Source organism: Desulfamplus magnetovallimortis (assembly GCF_900170035.1).
Taxonomy (GTDB): Bacteria; Desulfobacterota; Desulfobacteria; order Desulfobacterales; family Desulfobacteraceae; genus Desulfamplus; species Desulfamplus magnetovallimortis.
This window is the reverse complement of record NZ_LT828555.1, coordinates 76,104-99,462: the sequence shown is the minus strand read 5'-3', so window position 1 is coordinate 99,462 and position 23,359 is coordinate 76,104. Positions and strand designations below refer to the sequence as shown.

General features: G+C 41.5%; 16 protein-coding genes. 3 read left to right on the top strand and 13 right to left on the bottom strand.

All coding sequences use genetic code 11. The features are described 5' to 3' along the window. Positions 1–56: 56 nt before the first annotated feature. From MTBBW1_RS21195 to glnD, 6 genes are all read right to left on the bottom strand, one after another. Complete coding sequence (locus MTBBW1_RS21195) at positions 57–1,979, bottom strand: DEAD/DEAH box helicase (RefSeq protein ID WP_245809505.1); 1,923 nt, start codon at positions 1,977–1,979, stop codon at positions 57–59. Next, complete coding sequence (gene glpB, locus MTBBW1_RS21190) at positions 1,976–3,307, bottom strand: glycerol-3-phosphate dehydrogenase subunit GlpB (protein WP_186441597.1); 1,332 nt, start codon at positions 3,305–3,307, stop codon at positions 1,976–1,978. Before glpB ends, MTBBW1_RS21195 begins: the two co-directional genes overlap by 4 nt. Before the next feature lie 361 nt (positions 3,308–3,668). Then, entirely contained in the window at positions 3,669–5,231 is a 1,563-nt protein-coding gene (gene glpA / locus MTBBW1_RS21180; RefSeq protein WP_080806889.1) for an anaerobic glycerol-3-phosphate dehydrogenase subunit GlpA, read from the bottom strand. An 859-nt stretch (positions 5,232–6,090) separates the two neighbouring features. Next, the gene (glnA, locus tag MTBBW1_RS21175) at positions 6,091–7,503 is read right to left on the bottom strand and encodes a type I glutamate--ammonia ligase (RefSeq protein WP_080806887.1); all 1,413 of its coding nucleotides are present in this window, start codon (positions 7,501–7,503) and stop codon (positions 6,091–6,093) included. A 304-nt stretch (positions 7,504–7,807) separates the two neighbouring features. Continuing rightward, the gene (locus tag MTBBW1_RS21170) at positions 7,808–8,146 is read right to left on the bottom strand and encodes a P-II family nitrogen regulator (RefSeq protein WP_080806885.1); all 339 of its coding nucleotides are present in this window, start codon (positions 8,144–8,146) and stop codon (positions 7,808–7,810) included. 101 nt (positions 8,147–8,247) lie between these two features. Further along, complete coding sequence (gene glnD / locus MTBBW1_RS21165; RefSeq protein WP_080806883.1) at positions 8,248–10,899, bottom strand: [protein-PII] uridylyltransferase; 2,652 nt, start codon at positions 10,897–10,899, stop codon at positions 8,248–8,250. Positions 10,900–11,282: 383 nt separating this feature from the next. Between glnD and MTBBW1_RS21160 the strand changes: the two genes are divergently transcribed. Further along, on the top strand, positions 11,283–12,143 hold the full coding sequence (locus MTBBW1_RS21160; RefSeq protein ID WP_080806881.1) for a universal stress protein: 861 nt from the start codon (positions 11,283–11,285) through the stop codon (positions 12,141–12,143). 77 nt (positions 12,144–12,220) lie between these two features. Here MTBBW1_RS21160 and corA read toward each other — a convergent pair whose 3' ends face one another. Then, a complete protein-coding gene (gene corA, locus MTBBW1_RS21155) occupies positions 12,221–13,291 on the bottom strand; it encodes a magnesium/cobalt transporter CorA (protein ID WP_080806878.1) in 1,071 nt (356 codons plus the stop codon). Position 13,292: 1 nt separating this feature from the next. Continuing rightward, positions 13,293–13,499, bottom strand: coding sequence for a twin-arginine translocase TatA/TatE family subunit (gene tatA, locus MTBBW1_RS21150; protein ID WP_080806876.1), 207 nt, complete (start codon positions 13,497–13,499; stop codon positions 13,293–13,295). A gap of 416 nt (positions 13,500–13,915) precedes the next feature. Here tatA and MTBBW1_RS21145 point away from each other — a divergent pair, with 416 nt between their 5' ends. Together MTBBW1_RS21145 and MTBBW1_RS21140 are read left to right on the top strand one after the other, a co-directional pair. Next, positions 13,916–14,773 carry an AAA family ATPase gene (locus MTBBW1_RS21145; protein ID WP_080806874.1) on the top strand — a complete coding sequence of 286 codons (858 nt, stop codon included), beginning with the start codon at positions 13,916–13,918 and terminating at the stop codon, positions 14,771–14,773. A gap of 3 nt (positions 14,774–14,776) precedes the next feature. Further along, positions 14,777–15,967: a vWA domain-containing protein gene (locus MTBBW1_RS21140; protein WP_080806872.1), complete on the top strand. Its 1,191-nt coding sequence runs from the start codon at positions 14,777–14,779 to the stop codon at positions 15,965–15,967. A gap of 392 nt (positions 15,968–16,359) precedes the next feature. Here the strand turns inward: MTBBW1_RS21140 and MTBBW1_RS27960 are convergent, their stop codons facing one another. From MTBBW1_RS27960 to dnaK, 5 genes are all read right to left on the bottom strand, one after another. Next, the gene (locus MTBBW1_RS27960; RefSeq protein WP_139786847.1) at positions 16,360–16,551 is read right to left on the bottom strand and encodes a hypothetical protein; all 192 of its coding nucleotides are present in this window, start codon (positions 16,549–16,551) and stop codon (positions 16,360–16,362) included. Positions 16,552–16,584: 33 nt separating this feature from the next. Then, the gene (locus MTBBW1_RS21135) at positions 16,585–17,940 is read right to left on the bottom strand and encodes a phosphomannomutase/phosphoglucomutase (protein WP_080806870.1); all 1,356 of its coding nucleotides are present in this window, start codon (positions 17,938–17,940) and stop codon (positions 16,585–16,587) included. A 284-nt stretch (positions 17,941–18,224) separates the two neighbouring features. Beyond that, positions 18,225–19,106: an undecaprenyl-diphosphate phosphatase gene (locus MTBBW1_RS21130; protein ID WP_080806868.1), complete on the bottom strand. Its 882-nt coding sequence runs from the start codon at positions 19,104–19,106 to the stop codon at positions 18,225–18,227. 206 nt (positions 19,107–19,312) lie between these two features. Beyond that, a complete protein-coding gene (locus MTBBW1_RS21125) occupies positions 19,313–20,902 on the bottom strand; it encodes a class I adenylate-forming enzyme family protein (RefSeq protein WP_080806866.1) in 1,590 nt (529 codons plus the stop codon). Positions 20,903–21,428: 526 nt separating this feature from the next. Further along, positions 21,429–23,324, bottom strand: a complete 1,896-nt coding sequence (dnaK, locus tag MTBBW1_RS21115) for a molecular chaperone DnaK (RefSeq protein WP_080806862.1) — start codon at positions 23,322–23,324, stop codon at positions 21,429–21,431. Between the last annotated feature and the right edge of the window lie 35 nt (positions 23,325–23,359).

Here is a 23,359-nt window from a genome sequence, read left to right as displayed (position 1 = left end):
ACGGCATCAATATCATGAGCAACTGTTTTATACCGGAGAGTCACAGCCTGTCAAGGTCATGACGATTTCTTTTCATTAACATCCGAATCTTTTGAATGCTCCTTCTGTTTTTGAGATTCTCTTTTACGAGGCAAATTTTTGCCGGTGACACGCCTTCTGTTTCCATGATGAATATTACTCTTTTTATATGCGGAACTCTTTCTGGGTTGCCTCTGGCTTTTTTTATCTATAGGCTCTTCTATTTTAAGTGGAGGGGGAAGGGGTTTTAAGAGAGACTCTTCCGGGTATTCACAATCCATTTTCTCTCCCAAGACCGCTTCAATATCAGGAATATGAAAGGAGCTCATTTCATCTGCAAAACTTACTGAAATGCCTTTGGCCCCTGCCCTGCCAGTCCGCCCAATTCGATGAACATAATGTTCTGCCTCCTGGGGCAGATCATAATTAATGACATGGCTGACCCCTTCAATATGAAGTCCCCTTGCCGCCACATCCGTTGCCACAAGTATTTTAAGCCTACCCTTTTTAAAACCTTCAAGGGTCTTCATTCTCTGATTCTGGGAAACCTCACCAGAGAGAACTCCGTTTTCAAGGCCATACTGCCTAAGTTTCCTTGCAACCCTTCTTGTTGTATCTCTTCTGTTAACAAACAGAATGACCCTGTCAAGTTTTTTATCTGTAATCAGGTTATAAAGGAGGGTGATTTTTTGATTTTCAGTAACAATATAAACTTTTTGTTTAATATTGTCCGAAGCTGCATGATCAGGATCAATCTCAATCTGCACAGCATCGTTTGTCCACTGGGAGGCAAGTCTTAAAATTTCCGGGGAAAGAGTTGCACTGAAAAACATTGTCTGACGTTTATCTTTATGTGGCGTTGCATAGATGATTTTTCTTATATCCGGCAAAAAACCCATATCAAGCATACGATCGGCCTCATCCAGTACAAGCATTTCAACCTTATTAAGATTGATAACCTTCTGCCCCATAAAATCTATTAATCGCCCAGGGGTTGCAGCCACAATATCAACATAGCGATTTTCAAGGATATCATGCTGCTGCTTATAAGCTGTGCCCCCGAAAACAGCAAAGGTTTTTAACTGATTGTATTTTGTCAATGCCCTTGCATCCTTTTCAATCTGGATGACAAGCTCCCTTGTGGGTGCAAGGATTAATGCCCTGGGTGCCCCTTTTTGCCGTTTTCCATGCAATGGGCGCCTCATAAGTCCTGCAATCAGGGAAATCAAAAATGCTGCACTTTTGCCTGTGCCAGTCTGTGCTTTTGCTGTTGCATCTTTTCCGGCAAGGGTATGGGGTAGTACCTGTGCCTGAACCGGCGTACAGTACTTAAATCCAAGATCACAGACAGCATGCATGATATTAATAGGAATGTTCAGATCATGGAATCTTGTCTCATTTTCCAAAACAGGCACGTCAAACTGATCAATACTCCATTTTGGCTTTTTTCTATCAGAATGCCTGTTCTTTTCTTGATCAACTGAGCGGGGATGAGTGTTTGAAGCGGATATAGATGGTGATAACGTGGATTTTGAAGAACCTCTTCTGCTCTTATCGACAAAATCCTTCAGTTCTGAGGCTGCTGATATAAGATCATAAAAAGATAGGTGATCATCTCCCTTGCCTGTAAAAAAGAGGGATTTATTCAAATGCATCCAGTTTCTACTTCTGCGCGATGAAAACAGCAGAAGAGGTAACTGTCCGGCAGAGGCGCATACAATTTTCCCGTTCAAGAGAGAAACATTTATTTTTATTCTCTCTTGTTTATTATCAAAAGGTCTGCTACGGCTTTTTATGTCATAGGCAGCTTTACATTGATCGGGCTTATGTTTTTCGTGCTCAGGTTGCCCATATTTACACTGTTCATGTTCTAAGGAAGAGGTACTATCTCCGTGCTCCTCCCTGTCTATATCTTGTTTTTTAAAAAATCTACCAAATAACGAGTTTAAAAATCGTTTCAATCCTTTATACCTTTTTGAGAAAAAGCTTTAACCGCTGCAAAAGCCGTTGCAATGGCAACTCCTGAACCGCATTTCATGCGTGTCCAGTCACTGTGTGCAAGTATAGAACCGGCAGCGTACATATTTTCTGCAAAGGGGGTAGCAGGAGAAGCAAGAGGACGAAGTAGTTCATCTGTTTCAATACCGGCACTGTTAACAGGGTGCCCCTCTGGATGAAAAAGCTCCTTATGGTGCCAAAGTTCCCGTTTTTCTGGCTGGGTCACAGGAAGGTCAAGCAAAGATTCACGAATACCCGTTCTTTCTGCTTTAAGACCTCTGCCCATGAATCGGCCTGTAGCAAGAATCACTCCCTTTGAGATAATGATCTGTCGCATATCCTCATGCCCAACTGTCAGCCTGAAGCGACCAGGACCAGTGGGCAGAAGTTCAACCCTTTGTACCATTTCCGGAAGGGATTGCAAAGCCCCAATTTTTTCAATTCCCCTGGTCATTGTATCATAGAGACGAATCCCGGGAACAGATACAGGTGGAGTGGGGATCTCAAAAACAGGTTTTCCAAGAGCTTTTTCAAGACTTGCTATGGTCTCATTCACCCTGTGCATTCCAAGGAGTGCCGGAAAACCTATGTACTCAACATTTTTATCTTCTCCTGTCAAAAGAATTTTCACAAGCTCTGCAAGCTTAAGCCTGTTCTCTTCAACATCCAAAGCACGTGCAATATGTTCAGGATAGACCTCTTCAAGTCTCTCCATGCCAGGAAAATCAATGCGTGCTGACCTTAAACCAGGCCAGACATTGCCGAGTGTTGAGACGATCTGCCTTGCACTGTAAATTTTCATGCCTGCAAAATCAACAACAAGGGTCGAAGCTTTCTTATCAAGGGCAGTAACCCCTTTCCACATGGGTTCAGGAATCATATAACTTTTTTTTATGGTTCCAAGGGATGTAATTACATTGACATTTTTACCGTTACCCATACGATATGAAAGTCCCATGGCATTAAGAAAACCCATAAGCTCCTGGAGACTGTCCCTGATATTTTCCCTTTTAATTCTTGCATATGGATGAGAGGGGATTTCTTTTACAAGGGCATCAATTGCATCCCAGGGAGATTCCCACTCACTGCCTGCAGGGTAAACCCCCATAAGATCCATAAGACCTGTTGCAAAATTCATGGAGCTGCTTTTACCGGTCAGCACCACCTTCATGCCTCTGTTAAGTGCAAAAAGGGCAGCAGAAAGCCCAGCCATTCCTGATCCTATAATGGTCAGGTCAGATTGAATTTCAGGATTCCTGATCTCTTTTTCCATTTCAGTAGTATCACACATATTACCCATCCTTTTACCGCAAATATTCGGTGAGCACTGAATATTTACCTCTTATCTACTCAAATTATCTACTCAAAGTTGACACATATAATCTCTTGAGACTTGTCAATATTGTCTAAATCAGAATACCAGGGAGCAACAGTATCAAGCAGGACTATCTATCCTGAACATCCTTTTTATTCTGATTATTCTGATTCAGACAAATTCAGTAACTGCAAAAAGCGGCATCCTTCATTTGAACCCAAAAATACTTTACACTTTTTTGTGAGAGATTCCCGCCACACAGAGTTTTTCTCTCCGGAAAGTGTAAACTGGGAAATGAAGCATGCTCAAAAAGCAATAAAATGTCGATTTTGAGTATCTATGTAAGCTCAAGATCAAAAAAACCACTGTGCATGGCTTCTGTCAGCTCTGCCTGAATAAGCTGCTCCCCCCAGAAAATGGGACGCTGCCCTTTCCATCTTTCATTTAAAAATGCCTTGATATCTCCAACTCCGTGCTCACCTGTAAGTGCACCTTTATCATACATATGAGCAAGCACCCTTACACTGCAAAATGCTCCCTGGCACGGGCCTTTGCCCAGACGACTTCGTTTGCCAATATTAAGAAGATCCGGAAGTTCACCATTTTTCTTAAGCTCTCCTGCAATGTCATCAATGGTCTTTTCTGAAATCATCTCGCATTCGCACAAAATCTTGTCTCTAACATCCGGTGCTTTCTGCACCCAGCGCTTGGGAGCAACGCCTGGTTCCGTCCACTTTCCCTCCATGGTGGAAGGAAGTGGACGAATACGGGTAAGACATAAAGCCTTCTCAAAACCATTGCCCAGTTTGCGACAGACAAGATCCGCAGTTTTTTCTGCCATAAGGCGATAGGTTGTAAGCTTCCCTCCTGTAATGGTGACAAAATTATCAACTCCGCTGGACTCGTGATCCAAAAGGGTAAAATTCCGGCTTACATTTCTGTCATCTGCGCCATCTCCCCCCATGCTCACAAGGGGACGCACACCTGAATATGCACGGATGTAGCGAACCCGCTCAAGAGAAGGAACCATCTGTGCCCCTACCCTGACAATCTCGTCGGTCTCTTTTACTGTGGGGATAATATCATCTGGATCATCTACCCGCACTGAGGTTGTGCCAATAATGGAGACCGTTCCGCCAGGAACAAGAATATCTGCATTTGCAGGGGGTCTGAGCCTGTTGATAACGCCGTTTGAAATTCTGGACTGTGTCACAAGAAGAGTTCCCATGGAGCAAAGGATTGTAAAAGGAGACGCTCCTGCTAAAGCTGCAACCTGTCCAGCCCATGCACCAGAAGCATTGACAACCATCTTTGGCTCAACGTGAAAATCTTCTCCTGTAAGGGTGTTGTGTAGTTTCACCCTGACAATCTTGTGATTTTCAATTTCAAATCGAACTGCCCTTGTATGGCACATAAGTTTTGAGCCATGTGCCTTTGCATCTGCAATATTTTCAAGGGATAACATAAAAGGGTCAATGGCTGCATCCTCAACTTCATATACAGCAATGGTTTTATCTGAAACACCTGGCTCCATCTCAAGGGCTTCTGCGGGAGTTACTGATCGGCAGGATATACCACTTTTTTCGCAGTGACCAGGAAAGTCAGCAATATAGTTATCATCATCACCCTCCACTGCCACAAAAAGGCCACCACAGTCATCAATGCAGTGTGGTGCGAGTTTTTTGAGAAGTTTGCCCTCTTCCATGCACTCCACTGCACTCTCCATATCGTTGGAAACATAGCGCGCTCCACTATGAAGAAGGCCGTGATTACCTCCTGAAGCACCGGCATTGATATCGCTTTTTTCCACCAGAAGAGATTTAAGCCCTCTTAATGCCAGATCCCTTGCAAGACCGGTTCCGGTTGCACCGCCACCGATGATTAATACATCAGGTTCCATCTATATCCTCCCGTACACAATAGACCACAGATTTCTGAAATGTTCATTTTCTGCCATTACTGAAACATAATTTTTCAGCATTGAACGGTTTTTTCAACCCATTTCCGCCAAGTAGCAAAGAGAGTCATAAGTATTATACCAGCACAACACTACAGAGGCATATCTCCCTTAAAACAAATAGTTATAAAACAATAATCATAAAAACAGACTCAACAGCAAACACTGAAAAGAGATTGATTTTGAATAGCATCCGACATAATAAATATCAATATATTTTTTCAGTTATCAACATTGATGTTCGTTTGGGAATAGAAAACTTCAGTTCTTCAATGTAGTGGGATGCTGTATGACAGAGACAAAAGGGCAATGCTGTTGCCTTAAGTTTTTTACGGCAAGAGAGAGATTGAAATCATTGAAGATTCTCATCTCGTTTGCGTTGACCGATGGCTTAAGTCCTCAAAATCGACACCTATAACCTCTTGAGCCTTGTCAATACTGTCTGAATCAGGATTTCCAAGATTAACAGGATAAGGCAGGATTACCTATCCTGAACATCTTGTTTATCCTGGTTATCCTGATTCAGACAAATTCAGTAAATGGAAAAAAGCAATAAGATGTCGATTTTGAGTAAGTCAACAGCATTTAGACAACAGGGGGAGGGAGGCAATTAAGGAGTGATTCTTAAATCGGGGGATGGCGAAGTAGAGACAAGGCATGCCTTGTCTCTACTGCCATGATGGTTTAATGGATAACACTATAGTATTCCAGATAATTAAATTGATAATGGAAAAGTCTAAATATCTGTTATCTGGATTAATTTTTTTGACCAAAAAACAAAATATTTTTCTGGAAAGCTATATCAAATATCATAATAGAGGAAGAACTCATGTGGATGTGGCCGACTGTTAACTGGAGTCACCTCATTTTCTCTCTTGTAAGATATCCATTTTTCAATAACATCCTTTGTGAAAACATCTCCCTTGAGAAGGAACTCATGATCTTGCTCAAGTGCATCAAGCGCCTCTCCAAGTGATGCAGGAGCTGAACCCATCTCAGCAAGTTCCTCTGGTGGAAGATCATAAATATTCTTGTCCATAGGATCGCCCGGGTCAATCTTGTTCTGGATTCCATCAAGCATTGCCATTGTCATGGCAGAGAAGGCAAGATAACCATTACATGAAGGATCCGGAGTTCTGAACTCAATACGTTTTGCAGCAGGAGAGCTGGAGTACATGGGGATACGTATTGAAGCACTTCTGTTACGACTTGAATATGCAAGGTTGATGGGAGCTTCAAATCCTGGCACAAGACGCTTATAAGAGTTTGTGGTTGGATTTGTAATTGCACAAAGAGCCTTGCAGTTTTTCATGATACCGCCAATTGCGTAGAGTGCCTCCTGGGAAAGCCCTGCATATTTATTTCCGGCATAAAGGGGCTTTCCATCTTTCCAGAGACTCAAATGGGTATGCATTCCGGTTCCATTATCACTGTAAAGTGGCTTTGGCATAAAAGTAACAGTTTGATTGTACTTTGCTGCAACATTTTTAAGGACATACTTAAACCATGCCAGACGATCACCCATCTCAAGAAGTGATGCAAATCGAAGATCAATCTCACACTGACCGGCTGTTGCAACTTCATGGTGCTGACACTCCATCTCAATGCCCATATCTTCGAGTGTGAGCATCATCTCTGTTCTCATATCCTGATATGTATCTGCCGGTGGAAGGGGAAAGTATCCGTGTTTATGGCGAATTTTGTAGCCTGTGTTTGGCATCTCATCCCTACCGCTGTTCCAAATTCCCTCATCTGAATCAAGTTCGTAGAACGCTGCGTGGTTTTCTGAAGCATACCTGACATTATTGAAAATAAAGAACTCTGGCTCAGGGCCTACATAAATAGTGTCTGCAATACCTGAGCTTTTGACATATCGCTCAACTTTTTTTGCAATATTTCGGGGATCACGGCTGTAGGACTCACCTGTAATCGGGTCATGTATATCACCTATAACTGCAAGTGTTGGAACCTCAAAGAAAGGATCCATTTTCACTGTGGAGGGATCAGGAACAACAATCATATCACTGTTGTCAATGTTCTGCCATGCCCGCATGCTTGAGCCGTCAAATCCAAAGCCATCCTCAAACGAACTCTCTTTGAATTCACAGGCAGGGACTGTAAAATGCTGCCATGTTCCTGGGAAGTCCATGTATCTGATATCAATAACGCGAATATTCTCTTCCTTGATTTTTGCAATAATTTCCTGAGGTGTCATCTGAAAATTCCTTTTTTTGATTGAGTACTTCATTTTTGTAATTAAACACTGAATATAAAGGCCATGGCGGACTCCCGCCAAAATCAAAGTGTTGAATTTTTTATAAAAACAGTCCCTTGGGGAGACTTGCTAATAAACCTCTATGTTTGCTGACTCATCACAACGATGGATGAAAGTCTTGATATATCAGTATGTTATGGATACTTTCTAATAAATCACCATGTTTGTTGACACATTACAACCAAGCATGAAAATCGTTGTATATCAGCATGTTATGGAGACTTTCTAATAAAACATTGTATTTCTACAAGGCATCACTGCCACGTTCTCCGGTTCTTACCCTTACAACGTCATCAACCGGAAGAACAAAAATTTTACCATCGCCGATTTTACCGGTATTGGAGGCATTACATATGGTTTTTACCACTTCTTCCGCCCGATCATCATCCACAATAATATCAATTTTTATCTTTGGAACAAAATCAACTACATATTCTGCCCCCCTGTAAATCTCCTTATGTCCTTTCTGTCGGCCATAACCTTTGACTTCCGTTATGGTCATTCCCTGGATGCCGATATCATTGAGAGATTCCTTGACATCATCAAGTTTGAAAGGTTTAATAATTGCTTCAATTTTTTTCATGTAAAACCTCCTCGAACAATTGAACTCATTTTCACCATGAAAATATAAACTCCCACTTTCATGATCCGGAGTGGCCAGATACGGCCAAGCCATAATAATTATTACACAGGCAAAGGCTCTCTGACAGGCGGCAATGCTGCAAGGATTGACTTTTGAAGATGATTCTCATCTTCAGGGTCATCTATTTTTCCATTATCAACTGACCTCACATAAAAGACATCCACAACCTGATCTATTTTTGTTGCCACCATGGCCACCCTGACATCAAGTCCGAGCCTGTAAAGTATATTTGTAATAACAAACAGAAGCCCTGGAAAATCATAGGTGAAGACTTCAACAATGGTAAAAAAGCTGGAGCTTTCATTATCTACCTTAACCCTGTTGGGCATCACCGCACGGCCGGAAACAGGAGCAAGAGAGACCGGCAGTTTTCCCTTTAGCTTCTCAAGAAATGAATCATCAGCAAGGGCTTGATGAAGTTCATTTTCTGCCTTTTTCCACTTTTCGTTTTCAAAAATCCTATCCCTTGGGGGCATAACCTTGAAAATATCAAGAGCACAGTTATCCATGAATGCATAAGCCTGGGAACCCACAATATTCAGCCCATTCAGAAAAAAGACACCTGCGAGTTTGGAGTAAAAACCCGGCCTGTCTTTTCCACATATTGTGACAGTACGGATATCTGATTTTTTTTCAGTTGTTATTTTCCAGATAAAATCATTATCTTTAAGTTTAAAATCCCGATAAAGCTTCAGGTGTTCAACCATATCCCCGGGAGATATATAAAGAAGGTAACGATGATTTAGTGAATTCACCATTTTAAGCAAATTACTCTCTTCAAAACCTTCATTACGGCTCAACGTAACAAGATCATCTCTTTTTTTATGTATAACCTGAGATGCCTTTCGGGTGGCAAGCTCCCTGTTTTTTATGATTCCTGCGGTTTTAAGAAAAAGGTCACGAAGCAGGGTCTCTGTCCATTCATTCCATGCCTTTGGCCCTGTTGCCATTGAGTCTGCCACTGTAAGAAGATAAAGCTTTCTCAAAACTCCTATCTTCTGAATCTTGGTTGCGCAGAATATTGAAGTCTCCTCATCACTTATATCCCGTCTTGTTGCAATCTTGACCAGAAAAAGATGATTCCGAACCAAAAACTCAACTTCATCAACATCAGCATTGCAATATCCTGAACGATTCATTATCTTTCGGGCAATCTCAGCACCCCGCAAAGAGTGTTCACTTCCCGGGTCACCCTTGCCTATGTCATGAAGCAGCGCAGCCAAAAGAAGTGTCCTGCGATTTTTCAGCTCCCTGTAAACAGTTGAGTAAAATTCATGAGCCGGATCAACTTTCTTACCCTTAAAACCGTTGATAACCTGCACGCACCTTATGGAGTGTTTATCAACAGGGAAGAGGTGATACTGATTATACTGAATCTTGTTCAATATTGACCCGAATTCAGGCATGAAACGAACCAGAAGCCCTGTGGACAGCATCACATTTAAAACATTAAATTCCCAGAACGAGGATGCAACAATCTTTTCAAATGCTTCAACATTGGATGTTTTCCTTCTGAATGCATCATCCACAAGATAGGCAAACTCTCCTACAATTCGTCTTGCCTCAACAGAAAGAGGTATCTGAAGACGACCGCTCTCAACAAAAATTTGCAGCAGAAGCTCAGGGGTTGAAGGCACCATCTCCATGGATTCAAATTCCAGCCTTCTCTGACGTACAACAATACCGTTGTAGTTTGTTGACTTCTGCATACCGGTGAAGAACCTTGCCTTTCGGGTCAGTTGAATATCTTCGGTAATCATGAGGTTGATCTGTTTTATATAATCCATCTTTGAATGAAGCTCACCCATAAAACGTTCCACTGCCTGGTGTGTATCCCTGCCTCTGAATCCAAGGCGAGATGAGGCTTCTTTCTGATGCTCAAAGTGGAGTTGATCACATTTTCTGCCTGTTAAATGGTGCAAAACATTTCTAATATACCATATAAATTCAAGGGAATGTTCAAGGGTTGTGAATTCATCGTGGGACAAAAAACCGTAACGCTCAAGATCACGCCTGCACTTGATATCAGACATGATTCGGGCATACCACACAATTGTATGATAATCTCTCAATCCGCCATGACCGGATTTAAGGTTAGGTTCCAGAAGATAGGTTGAGTCCCCATAATCCTGATAACGTTTCCTGCTCTCCTCAATCAAACGGCTCAGGCTCTTTTGAACATATTTCCTTGAAAGACGATTTCTGAACTTCTCCATAAGCTGGAAAAATACAGGAGAACTGCCACAGATAAACCTTGCATCAAGCATGGTTGTTAGGATATCAAACTCTTCCCATGCCATAACAAGGCACTCTTTAACAGTTCGTACAGCATACCCTGTTTCAAGGCGGGCATCCCACAGAGGATATAAAAGCTCTTTTACAAGTTCATCTGTTGTTACAGGAACTTTTTTTTCAAACAAAATCAAAAGGTCAACATCTGAATGTACGCACTGTTCACCCCTGCCATAACCACCAAGCGCCACAATAGCAACAGGGGTTCCGGCTGCTGTCATCTTCCGCGCAGTATCGCTTTCTGCAACAACATCATGAAAATATTCATCAAGCAGCCGTGTATAGGATTCAAGGAAATTAAAGGATTTTGTCTCAAAAAAATGCTTTACAAGCTCTTCTTTTTTATGAAACAGTTGCCCTGATATTCCTGATTTTTGATTTTCTATTTTATAATCATACATTTAATGTTTTCCCGCTCTTCCAGTCAGCTTTCAGATGGCTGGTGATAAACCAGGTGCCCTTTTAATAGGCTTGTTCATAGAAGACGCAAATTAATAAAAGCAAATTCAATGCCAATAACAAAAAAATATTATCAAACATATGCAAAGCAATATTTATCAGCCTTAAAAAAGATCAATCCCAGAAACAACAAAAAGATAATATACTTAAATTATTGATATTAGCACCACATATTTGAACTTCTCATAAGGCCATCGATATTGCACCCTTAAATATAGCATGAAAGGAATACAATATAAGCATTATTCGATAAAATAACATTTTTGAAATTAATACCCCAAAATAAAATACATAATTGTTCTTAAAAATTCAAAGGAGTTATTCCATGGAAAAACACATTCTGATAACAATTTCTGAAGATAAAAGCTCTCTTTTGGGAGTGCGGTTTGCTGGATATTTTTTTGCAGACAAACAAGATATAAAAATAACACTTTTTAACACAGCTCCAAAACCTCCGGCCATATGGGACAACGAACGCAGCCTGGAATCAGATATCAGGCAGCAGGCAGAGCTTGATAAAATACACACCAGAACCCAAAAAACCCTTGAAAATGCTGAGAAAGAGCTTCTCAACCTTGATTTTATGCCTGATAATATAACTCAAAAATTCCAGGACAGGCTCTTTTCAAAGATCGGTGACATCATTCATGAAGGAGAAAAGGGTCTTTATGATGCTGTTATTCTTGGCAGAAGGGGATTGTCCATACTTGAAAAGATGTTTGACGAAAGTGTAAGTGAGGAGATATTTCAACAACCATTTACTTTTCCCCTGTGGCTGTGCAGATCTGTTGACCCATCAAGAAAAAACGTCCTTCTGTACGTTGATGGATCAGATACATCATTCAGAATGGCAGACCATGTTGGATTCATACTAAACAAACAAAAGCAACATAGAATAACAATCCTTGTCATGGACGAACAGGAAAAGGGTGCTCAAATTACCCTTAATACGATTAAAATACTTATCGGCAATGGCTTTCCAGAAGATTTGATTGACAGCCATGTTGTTAAAAAAGGAAGTCTTGCAAAATATATCATGGATGAAGCTGAACAGAAAAAATATGCTGCTGTCGCTCTGGGCAGATCAGGAGGAGAAAAGAGCCTTTTTACAAGAATTTTTAAAGGAGAGGTGTGCCATGCTCTTTTCAGGGAACTTGAAGGTGCTTCCCTATGGGTATGTAATTAACACATTTGTGTCCTTTGGGGACAGATTTTTAACTCTGTCCCCATTCTTGAAAAGAGAAAGGTATTTCGTAACCATTCCTAAAACCACCCTTTGCGCTTAAAAAACATTACAAGCAAACCTGCAATAACAAGCATCACCCCCCAGAGAATAAAATAGCTGTATTTATAATGCAGCTCAGGCAGGTAGTCAAAATTGGTGCCGTAAATACCTGCAATAAAGGTCAGGGGTATGAAAATAGCTGAAAATACTGTGAGTACCTTCATGATATCATTGAGGCGGTTGCCAACAACTGAATTGTATATATTGAGTTGATCCGTCAAAAGGTCCTGATAGGTATCAATGGCCTCAGTTACATGTGTGACGAGGTCAGTCAAATCCTTAAAAAACGGAATTGACTGTTCATGGATAAGGTCATTATCCAGTCTTGAAATCTGGGCAATAGCCTCTCTGGCAGGACGGATGGATTTTCTTAGGTAATTAAGCTCTCTTTTGAAAATATTTATCTTTTCCATGACTCCGCTATTTGGGCCTGCCAAAATCTCCTCTTCAAGATCCTCTATTTTTTCACCAAGGCGCTCCACAATGTAAATGTAATTATCCACCACACTGTCCATCATAGCATATGAGAGATAGTCAGAGCCTGAGTTTCTTATCCTGCCTTTATGCTTTCTGATTCTCTCCCTCACAGGCTCAAAGACATCGCCGGGTCGCTCCTGAAAAGAGAGGAGAAATCCGCCACCTACAATCATGCTCAACTGCTCATTGACAATCATCTGCTTCTCCTTGTCAAAACGAACCATCTTCATGACAATGAAAAAAAAATTGTCAAACTCCTCAAGTTTTGGACGCTGGCCTGTATTAAGTATATCTTCAAGCACAAGAGGGTGAATATCAAACAGATGACCAATATCCCTGATAATATCAATATCATGAAGGCCATTTACATTAAGCCATGTTATTTGCTCAGAGCCACATTGCTGCACTTCCATCTTAATGGATGCGGGATTTAATGGTATCTCTTTTAAATCCAGATTGTTGTAACTGATAAGATGGCACTGAACAGTCTCAACCTTTTGTTCACCAATAAAAATCAATGCCCCGGGAGACTGGCCTCTGTTTGCTTCCCGCTTTTTGAAGAACCTTGCCATATCAGGAGTTCAGCTTTTCTTCAATTTTTTCAGGTTCTTTTTTTACAGTTTCCTTATCTTCCTGATCAATCTCTTTTGTGGCCTTTTTGAAATTTTTAATTCCTTTTCCTATACCTGAGCCGATCTCAGGAAGTTTGCCTGCTCCAAAAATTATCAGAATTATTACAAGTATAATAATGAGTTCAGGCATTCCAATTCCACCAATCATAGTGCACTCCTAAGTAGTTATTAATAAAAGTATCTGCGTTATTTGACATCCTTCATGCTATCCCACAAACAGATTACACTTTTGGGATGAAAATTCACGACAAATGGGCATGGCATCCCAAAAAGTAAAAAATGGAAAATAAAAGGATATCCATCACTTCATAAATTTAAAAAGAATTTGAACTGTAAGGGTGTAAAATTAAATATAAATCATTAACACCCTGCTTGAAAAGAGTCAATCTTTTGCCACACTTTCCTGTTATGAAGAGGAAACAAGATAAGAAGAATTGTGGAGCCATACAAATCAAATAGCTTGAAATCACTATGTGTTTATGGTTTATATTTCTGTTTTAATCAATGCCGAAATGTTCAGATAAAAAGTCCAAAAAAAATGTAATGCACCAAGGAGCTTTTCTAATGCATCAGAAACAAGATCAAAATGTGCACTTTTCCGGTGCCAGAAAATATGTACTTGACAGCGAACTTGCAGGTATCGTCAACATCTCAATGGCTCTTGAAATGCCTCTTCTTCTCAAGGGAGAACCTGGTACCGGCAAGACCATGCTTGCACACGCAATTGCTGAAACCCTTGACATGCCGCTTATAATACTCAATGTAAAATCCAGCATGAAACTTGTGGAGGCACTGTACCAATACGACACACTCACGCGCCTAAATGACAGCAGATTCGGGGATTCAAGCCGGGATGTCAGCAATATCAACGAGTATATCAAAATGGGAAAAATCGGTCAGGCATTCACATCCGAGAAAAGGACTGTCCTTCTGATTGATGAAATTGACAAGGCTGATACCGATTTTCAGGATGACATGCTGGATGTACTGGATCAGATGCAGTTTGACATCATTGAGACAGACCAGACCATAAAAGCAAAACACAGACCTGTTATTATAATAACATCCAACGCAAAAAAGGATCTTTCAGACCCCTTCCTTGGGCGCTGCAACTTCCATCACATCGCCTTTCCGGATCCTAAAATGATGCGCAAGATCATACAGGTTCACTTTCCTGACATTGACCAGAAACTTGCTGAAAACGCCATCAATGCTTTCTACAGCATGCGGGAAATTGAAGGGATTGAGAAAAAACCTGCCACAAGGGAGCTTATAAACTGGATACGTGCCCTTGCTCTTGACCCTGATTTTCATGCAAAGGATCTTGTAAAAGGAGAGATGCCTTTCTTGGGAGTTCTGTTTAAAAAAAGCCCTGATTATGAAAGAACAAAGGGTGTCACTGCCAGGCGGAGATTTTTTTAAGCCATGTTTATCAACTTTTTTTATAAATTGAAGGAGGTCGGCATTCCTGTTACCCCGACTTCCTTTCTGACCCTTCAAAAGGCTCTTGGAATTGGACTTATCAATTCCATTGACGACTTTTATACATGTGCAAGGGCAATTCTGGTAAAAAGCGAGCGCTATTTTGACCTTTATGATCAGGTATTTGCCTTCTCATTTGAGGGAGTCCCGCTTCCTGAAACAGACGGCTTTGAAGTGGATGAGATAGTAAAAGCCATGCTTGATGAGTGGCTTAAAAATCCCAAACAGCTTGCAGATGCTCTGGGTATTGACGAATCAGCACTGAAAAAACTTACCCCTGATGAACTTATTGAATATTTCAAGGAGAGGCTAAAAGACCAGAAAGAGCGGCATGAAGGCGGCAACAAATGGATAGGAACCGGAGGAACATCTCCTGTTGGCCATTCAGGGTATCATCCGGGTGGTATGCGCGTTGGCGGAGAATCCAGAAACAAGTCTGCTGTCAAGGTTGCAGGAGAAAGAAGATACAAGGATTATTCAGCAAGGGGGCCTCTTACCCAGGCAATGATGGGTGAAGCCCTTAAACGCCTCAGAAATATGGTGCCAACAGGCCCTAAAGATCAGATTAATGTGGATGAGACCATCTACAAAACCATGAAAAACGCCGGAGAGATAGAGCTTATATTTGACAGATCAATGAGGGATCGGCTCAAGGTCATCCTTGCCATAGACAATGGGGGATGGTCAATGGATCCATACATTTCTGTTGTTCAGACCCTTTTTGATTATGCCCGCTCACAGTTCAAGGAGGTTAGAACCTGCTTTTTTCATAACACAATATATGATTGCGTATGGGAAGACCCTGCCCGCTACAGAAAGCCATTAAGGGTTGACGACTTTGTAAAACTTGATCCTGAAACCCGCTTTATTCTGGTTGGGGATGCAAGCATGGCCCCTTACGAACTCATGGCCACAGACGGCTCAATACACATAAGGGAAAGAAGCGGAAAGCCAAGTATTGAACGGCTTGGCTTTATTGCCGATACCTTTCCCCATTGTGTATGGCTGAACCCCGTTCAGAAAGAGATGTGGAATTATACAAGAAGCATCATTGCCATTGCCAATATATTTCCCATGTTTGAACTGTCTCTGGATGGACTTGAAAAGGCAGTAAGCCACCTTATGAGCAGATGATACCCGTAAACTATAACTTTTTAAGCTCAGTGTTCTTTAAAGGTTTGATTGTCGGGTAAAAGATATCTCTAACTTCTCAAAATCGACATCTTGTTGGCTTTCTCGGCATTTTTATATGAAAGTCTCTGTAACAGGCTGTTTTAAAACGATTTTCACCTCTTCGATTGTGGCGGTGATCAGCCATGTACGTTTATATGAAAGTCTCCGTAACAGCCTGTTTTAAAAACGACTTTCATCCCTTCGATTGTGGCGGTAATCCGCCATGTACGTTATAAGAAAGTCCCCGTATTTCAAGGTTTTTTTCAGGGCTTTCATGCTTCGTTGTGGCAAGATGGTTTTGCCATGGCCGTTTATATGAAAGTCCCCGCAAATGGCTGTTTTTATATAGACTTTCAACACTTCGATTGTGACGGTGAACCGCCATGTTGGTTATTGAGTTTGTCTGAATCAGGATAACCAGGATTTACAGGATGCTCAGGATTTTTATCCTGTAAATCATTATCATCCTGGACATCCTGATCCAGACAGTAGTGACAAGGCTCAAAAGAGCATAGGTGTCGGCTTTGAAAACTTGTATTAGGCAAAAATCATCCGACAGTTTAAACTTGAAGTAGCACTCAGGAAACTGAGCTGATAATCTCCTTCAGGGCAGTTTCAACTTCGCTTCTGATTTCATTCAGCCGATCTTCTGTTGCAGCTTCAAAACGCAGCACCAGAGCAGGCTGGGTATTTGATGCCCTTACAAGACCCCATCCACCATCAAACAAGGCTCTCATGCCGTCAATATCAATAACCTCATTGGTCTCCTTAAAACGCCGGACAATCCTTTTTACCACATCAAACTTAATGCTATCAGAACACTCAACCCTGATCTCCGGCGTTGTAAAGGTTTTTGGCAGATCCTCAATTAGCTCCGAGACCTTTTTTCCTGTGTTAGCCATAATCTCAAGCAGGCGGCATGTGGCGTAAAGAGCATCATCATAGCCAAGATAACGGTCACTGAAAAAGATATGGCCGCTCATCTCCCCTGCAAGGGCAGCATTTTCCTCCTTCATCTTCTTTTTGATAAGAGAGTGGCCTGTTTTCCACATTATGGCTCTACCACCATGGGCTTCAATATCATTGTACATGGTCATGGAGCATTTGACCTCGGATATAAAGGTGGCTCCTGGCTTTCTGGATAGGATCTCCCTTGCATATATGATCATCAACTGATCACCGTATATCACGTTACCGTTTTCATCAACAACGCCAATACGGTCCCCATCCCCGTCATAACCCACTCCAAGCTCAAGCCTCTTTTCCTTAACAAGGGCTATCAGCTCCTCAAGATTGGCTTTAACCGTTGGGTCTGCCTCATGGTTGGGAAATGTGCCGTCAAGGTCGCAATAAAGATCATGAACTTCACATCCAAGTGCTTTGAGAAGCGGCAGAGCTGTTATTCCTCCGGTGCCGTTACCGGCATCAATTCCGATTCTTACAGGTTTTGTTAAACTAATATTTTCCTCTAAATATGCCTTGTATGGTGTCAGAACATCAACAGAGGAAAGAGTCCCGTCTCCTGATACATATTCTCCCCTGTCAATTATTTTTCTAATCTCCTGCAAACCTGTGCTGTGGATTGAGTCATACCCGCTCATAAGTTTAAAACCATTATATTCAGGCGGATTATGACTTGCTGTAACCATGGCACCGCCATCGCTTTTGCAGTGATGAATTGAAAAATATAGCACAGGGGTTGGGCAAACCCCGATATCAATAACATCACACCCTGTTGACAAAATGCCATCAATAAATGCTTTTGAATACTCATCGGAAGTGACACGGCAGTCCCTTCCCACTGTAACCTTTGTTTTTCCCTGCTGTGCAAGCATGGTGCCATAGGATTTGCCAATTGAAACTACATCATCAAGTACAAGATCCTTACCTGCCACGCCTCTTATGTCATACTCCCTGAATATTCCGGGATTCATTGATATTTCCTCCTTTTCAGTTTCTTATTTCCAATACTTCCAATTCATTTTTTTACCTTTTACTACTGTGAATCTAAGCCATCAATGTTCTGAAAAATAACATAACTACTGAAAGTCGCAACCTATAACCTCTTGAGCCTTGTCAATATTGTCTGAATCAGGATGTCCAGGATTAACAGGATAAGGCAGGATTATTTATCCTGAACATCCTCTTTATCCTGGTTATACTGATTCAGACAAATTCAACAACTGCAAAAAAGCAATAAGATGTCGGTTTTGAGTAACTACATAACACCACAAACAACCGCAACCGCCCCCAAAATCCAACAGTATGGCGCAAAAAGATATAATTTACCCTGTCTGACAATTCTTAAAAGAACAATCAGTGCCAGATATCCAACAACAAAGGATATCAGAGTGCCATAAAGAATTGAGATATCAAAAGAGATACCCTTATCAAAAAAGTCCTTAAGGCTTAACAACTCCGCTCCCACAATGGCTGGAATAGAGAGAATAAAGGAAAATCTGCCTGCTGTTTCCCTGTTAATTCCCATAAAAAGAGAGGCAGATATGGTGGAGCCGGATCGTGAAATACCAGGCAAAACTGCAACTCCCTGGCAGATACCAATTATGATGGCCTGTTTGAAGGTCATCTCCATAATACCGGATTCTGATTGCTGTAAATTTCGGGTCAGCCACAAAAATGTCCCTGTTACAAGAAGCATGCATCCCACAAAATTGATTGAAGTAAAAAGAATATCTACATATTGCTTGAAAAAAAGTCCCAAAATTGCTGTCGGGATTGACCCAACGATTATCAGCATAACAAGTTTTATATCAGCCTGTTTGATGATATCCTGTTTGATGATATCCTCTCTGATACTCTTATTAGTATTTTTGGTTGTATCTTCCATAATACCTTTGTTGAATTTCAATATCTTTCCCAAAAGAGCAAAAAGAGATTGCAACATTGATCGGATCTCATCAAAAAAAACAACCACAACTGCCATAAGTGTCCCTATATGAAGACTCACATCAAAAAAAAGAGTCGGCTCTGTAATGCCGAAAGTCTGCTGCCCCAATGCCAGATGGCCGGAGCTGCTAACCGGAAGAAATTCCGTCAACCCCTGAAGTATGCCAAGAATTATTGCCTGATATGTTTCCATTTCGTATATTTTACCTTATGAGCTAATGCTCCTTGAAAGTTTGGTCTGGTGAAACTTCATCCTACTGCTTCTTCAAATTTAAATTGTCGAGTGACTTTTAAGGCTTTTCAAAGGTTCAAGGCATTTTCTACCCGACTATCAAACCTTGAAAGAAAACTACTACCTCTTCAAGTTTAAACTGATTGGATATTTTGGCATTTTTCATATCAACTCAAAAGCTTGTCAATATCTTTTCGGGTATCCTTTGCATACAAACGTCTTAACTTGGGTTTCTCAATCTTGCCTGTGGCATTTCTTGGAACATCTGCAAAAATAATTTTTCTTAAACGCTTATATCTAGGCAGCCCATAACCAAACTCCTTTATATCCTTTTTGGTCAGCTCAACTCCTGGCTTTGCACTTATGATCCCTGCCGGAATTTCACCAAGGCGCTCATCAGGAATACCTATAACTGCAATATCCAGTATTTTGCCGTGTTGCATGAAAAAATGCTCAATCTCAACGGGAAATATATTTTCCCCCCCACATATGATCACATCTTTTTTACGGTCAACAAGCCAGATAAAACCATCCTTATCATACCTTGCAATATCACCTGTATGAAGCCAACCATTGACAATGGTCTCACGGGTTGCCTCACAATTTTTATAGTACTCTTTCATAACTCCAGGGCCACGTACCAGCAACTCACCACTCTCTCCTGGAGGAAGGATATTGCCAACTCCATCCACAATTCTGCACTCCCAGTCAAACCCTGGAACACCAATGGCACCAACCTTATGGCTGTTTTCAATGCCAAGATGAACACAGCCAGGCCCTGTACACTCTGTAAGTCCATAATTGGTATCATACTGATGCTCAGGAAAATACTCCTTCCACTCACGGATAAGACTTGGCGGAACCGGCTGGGCACCAATGTGCAAAAGGCGCCACTGATCCAGCTTGTAATCTGCAAGAGCCAGCTTGTTGCTCTCAATGGCTATCAGGATATCGTGTGCCCATGGCACAAGAAGCCATACAATAGTTACCTGTTCCTCTGAAATTGCCTCAAAAATCCATTGAGGCTGAACCCCCTTTAAAATAACGCATTTTCCACCAACTATGAAACTGCCCATCCAGTGCATTTTTGCACCAGTATGGTAAAGTGGCGGAATGCAAAGGAAAACATCCTCCCTCTTCTGGAAATGGTGACTGTTTTCCACATAACAGGCATGCTCAAGATTTCTGTGGGTCAAAAGGACAGCTTTAGGTGTTCCTGTGGTGCCGGAAGTAAAGTAAAGAGCTGCATCATCTTCAATATTAATCTCAATATCAGGAGGATATTCGTCATAACTGTTTTTTATAAATATTTCATATGGTATTGCATAGTCAGGGCACATCTCCCGTGGGCCTGTAAAAATCCAGGTATGTACTGTTGCTTCCAAAATTGATCTTACCCCTTCAAGTCTTTCAATAAACTCTTCACCAAAAACAAAAACTTCTGCTTCAGAAACTTCTGTACAAAGAGTTATCTTATCTGCCTCAAAACGAAAATTCAAAGGAACTGCCCAGGCACCTGTAGAAAGAATTCCAAAATATATGGGCAACCACTCAAGAGAGTTTGTCATAAGCTGTACAACACGGGATTGTTTGCCAATACCAATGGCAGCCAATGCGTTTGCAAAACTGTTGGATTGTCGGTAAAATTGTGCCCATGTTATCTCCCTTCTGAGAGATTCAGCAGGGCAGCGTTCAACCAGGGCAACGTCGTGTGGGTAAACACGACTGTTTCTTGCCAATATTTCAGTTATAATCATAATGAGAATATCCTAACCTTAACAAAAGATAATTGTCTGCATCTCTGCCTGAATGAGATGATAATTAGAGAGAAGGTTCCAAATAAGGGGCATTAGGGAGAGCCCATCCATAAAAAAATGGGCATCCTTCATATCATGCAGAAAGTACTTTACACTTTCCGGAACAGACTACCAGAAAAACTGGCATTGTGTTCAGGAAAGTGTAACCTGGCAAATGAAAGATGCCAAAAAATGGAAATAGCTTTTTTTCCAAAAAAAAATCCCGCTGTGCAGTATAGAACACAGCGGGATAACTTTTCAAGACAGTTTTAAAAGAACCATCAATAATTAAAACCACTTTTGAAAAAAGTATTTAAAGATATTGGCACCCTTCATATCGCATCAAAATTATGGCATCCTTCATATCATCCCAAAAGTAGTTTACACTTTTTTTGAGGAAAGCCCCCGAAAACCGGAGATTCGCTTCAGAAAATGTAAAGCAGCAAATGAAACATGCCAAAATTTGACAGCTATTTTCAGAAGATCATTATTTTTTCACTTCTTCAAAATCAGCATCAACAACATCATCATCAGATGGGGCAGAGGAAGCACCTCCTGCCTGATCAGATCCATCCTGTGCTGCCTGCTGGTACATGGCCTCAGCAAGCTTATGGGAAACCTGGGTCAATGCCTCAATCTTCTGTTTTATTGCATCTCCATCGTCTCCATCCTTGACACGTTTCAACTCTGCAAGTGCATCCTGAATGCTGTTTTTAGTGGCATCATCAACCTTGTCGCCATGCTCCTTAAGAGTCTTTTCTGTCTGGTCAATAATGGATTCAGCAGAATTCCTTGCATCCACAAGCTCGCGTTTTTTACGATCTTCCTCCGCATGCATCTCTGCATCTTTAACCATTTTGTCGATTTCATCCTTGCTCAGACCGCTTGCAGCAGTGATCCTTATGGACTGCTCCTTGCCTGTTGCCTTATCCTTTGCAGATACAGAGACAATACCATTTGCATCAATATCAAAGGTTACCTCTATCTGTGGAACTCCACGGGGAGCTGCCGGAATATCTGACAGCTCAAACTGTCCAAGGGTCTTGTTACCTGCTGCCATCTCCCTTTCCCCCTGGAGAACATGTATGGAAACAGCCGGTTGATTATCGGCAGCCGTTGAGAAGACCTGACTCTTCTTGGTTGGAATAGTGGTATTTTTCTCAATAAGTTTTGTCATAACACCACCAAGGGTCTCAATGCCAAGCGACAGAGGTGTAACATCAAGAAGAAGTACATCATTAACATCACCCTGCAGAACACCTGCCTGGATTGCAGCACCCATGGCAACAACTTCATCAGGGTTAACTCCTTTATGGGGTTTTTTGCCAAAGATTTTCTCAACTCTCTGCTGAACCGCCGGCATACGTGTCATTCCACCAACCAGCACAACCTCATCAACGTCTCCGGGGCTTAATCCTGCATCCTTTAATGCTGTGAGACATGGCTTTGCAAGGTTATCAAGGAGATCTGCAACAAGGGCTTCAAGTTTTGCACGGGTAAGTTTAACATCAAGATGTTTTGGGCCACTTGCATCTGCTGTAATAAAGGGCAGATTGACACTTGTTTCAACAGCAGTTGAAAGCTCCATCTTTGCCTTTTCAGCAGCCTCTTTCATACGCTGAAGAGCCATTTTATCCTTACGAATATCAATTCCCTGATCTTTCTTGAACTCATCTGCAATATAATCAATGATTCTCAAGTCAAAATCCTCACCACCAAGGTGAGTATCACCATTTGTGGATTTTACCTCAAAAACACCATCACCGATCTCAAGTATGGATACATCAAAGGTTCCACCGCCAAGGTCAAAAACAGCAATTTTTTCATCACCTTTTTTATCCAGACCATAGGCAAGGGAGGCAGCAGTTGGCTCATTTATAATACGCTTCACATCAAGACCTGCAATTTTACCTGCATCCTTGGTGGCCTGGCGCTGGCTGTCATTAAAATAGGCAGGCACAGTTATAACCGCTTCTGTGACAGGCTCTCCAAGATAATCCTCGGCAGTCTTTTTTATATTGGCCAGAATAAAGGATGAAACCTCTGCCGGACTGTGCTGTTTTCCACGAAGATTGATGCGGGTATCTCCATTGGCAGCAGGTTCAATCTTGTAGGGAAGCACACTTATATCTCCCTGAATCTCTTTGGAGTTGTACTTTCTTCCAACAAGCCTTTTTACACCAAACACTGTATTTTCAGGGTTGGTTATTGCCTGCCTTTTTGCAGTCTGCCCAACAAGACGGTCTCCGCTTTCAGTTATGGCCACAACAGAAGGGGTGGTACGCCCGCCATCAGAGTTTGTGATTACCTTTGGTTCTCCTCCATCCATTACAGCCACACAAGAGTTGGTAGTTCCCAGATCAATTCCGATTATCTTGCCCATGATATTTTCCTCCAAAATGTTTTAACGTATTTTAT

What these genes read in the sequence shown, in the direction of transcription:
- glpB (WP_186441597.1), bottom strand. Translation starts at nt 3,307, where the DNA reads ATGTGTGATACTACTGAAATGGAAAAAGAGATCAGGAATCCTGAAATT.
- glpA (WP_080806889.1), bottom strand. Translation starts at nt 5,231, where the DNA reads ATGGAACCTGATGTATTAATCATCGGTGGCGGTGCAACCGGAACCGGT.
- glnA (WP_080806887.1), bottom strand. Translation starts at nt 7,503, where the DNA reads ATGACACCTCAGGAAATTATTGCAAAAATCAAGGAAGAGAATATTCGC.
- MTBBW1_RS21170 (WP_080806885.1), bottom strand. Translation starts at nt 8,146, where the DNA reads ATGAAAAAAATTGAAGCAATTATTAAACCTTTCAAACTTGATGATGTC.
- glnD (WP_080806883.1), bottom strand. Translation starts at nt 10,899, where the DNA reads ATGTATGATTATAAAATAGAAAATCAAAAATCAGGAATATCAGGGCAA.
- MTBBW1_RS21160 (WP_080806881.1), top strand. Translation starts at nt 11,283, where the DNA reads ATGGAAAAACACATTCTGATAACAATTTCTGAAGATAAAAGCTCTCTT.
- corA (WP_080806878.1), bottom strand. Translation starts at nt 13,291, where the DNA reads ATGGCAAGGTTCTTCAAAAAGCGGGAAGCAAACAGAGGCCAGTCTCCC.
- tatA (WP_080806876.1), bottom strand. Translation starts at nt 13,499, where the DNA reads ATGATTGGTGGAATTGGAATGCCTGAACTCATTATTATACTTGTAATA.
- MTBBW1_RS21145 (WP_080806874.1), top strand. Translation starts at nt 13,916, where the DNA reads ATGCATCAGAAACAAGATCAAAATGTGCACTTTTCCGGTGCCAGAAAA.
- MTBBW1_RS21140 (WP_080806872.1), top strand. Translation starts at nt 14,777, where the DNA reads ATGTTTATCAACTTTTTTTATAAATTGAAGGAGGTCGGCATTCCTGTT.
- MTBBW1_RS21135 (WP_080806870.1), bottom strand. Translation starts at nt 17,940, where the DNA reads ATGAATCCCGGAATATTCAGGGAGTATGACATAAGAGGCGTGGCAGGT.
- MTBBW1_RS21130 (WP_080806868.1), bottom strand. Translation starts at nt 19,106, where the DNA reads ATGGAAACATATCAGGCAATAATTCTTGGCATACTTCAGGGGTTGACG.
- MTBBW1_RS21125 (WP_080806866.1), bottom strand. Translation starts at nt 20,902, where the DNA reads ATGATTATAACTGAAATATTGGCAAGAAACAGTCGTGTTTACCCACAC.
- dnaK (WP_080806862.1), bottom strand. Translation starts at nt 23,324, where the DNA reads ATGGGCAAGATAATCGGAATTGATCTGGGAACTACCAACTCTTGTGTG.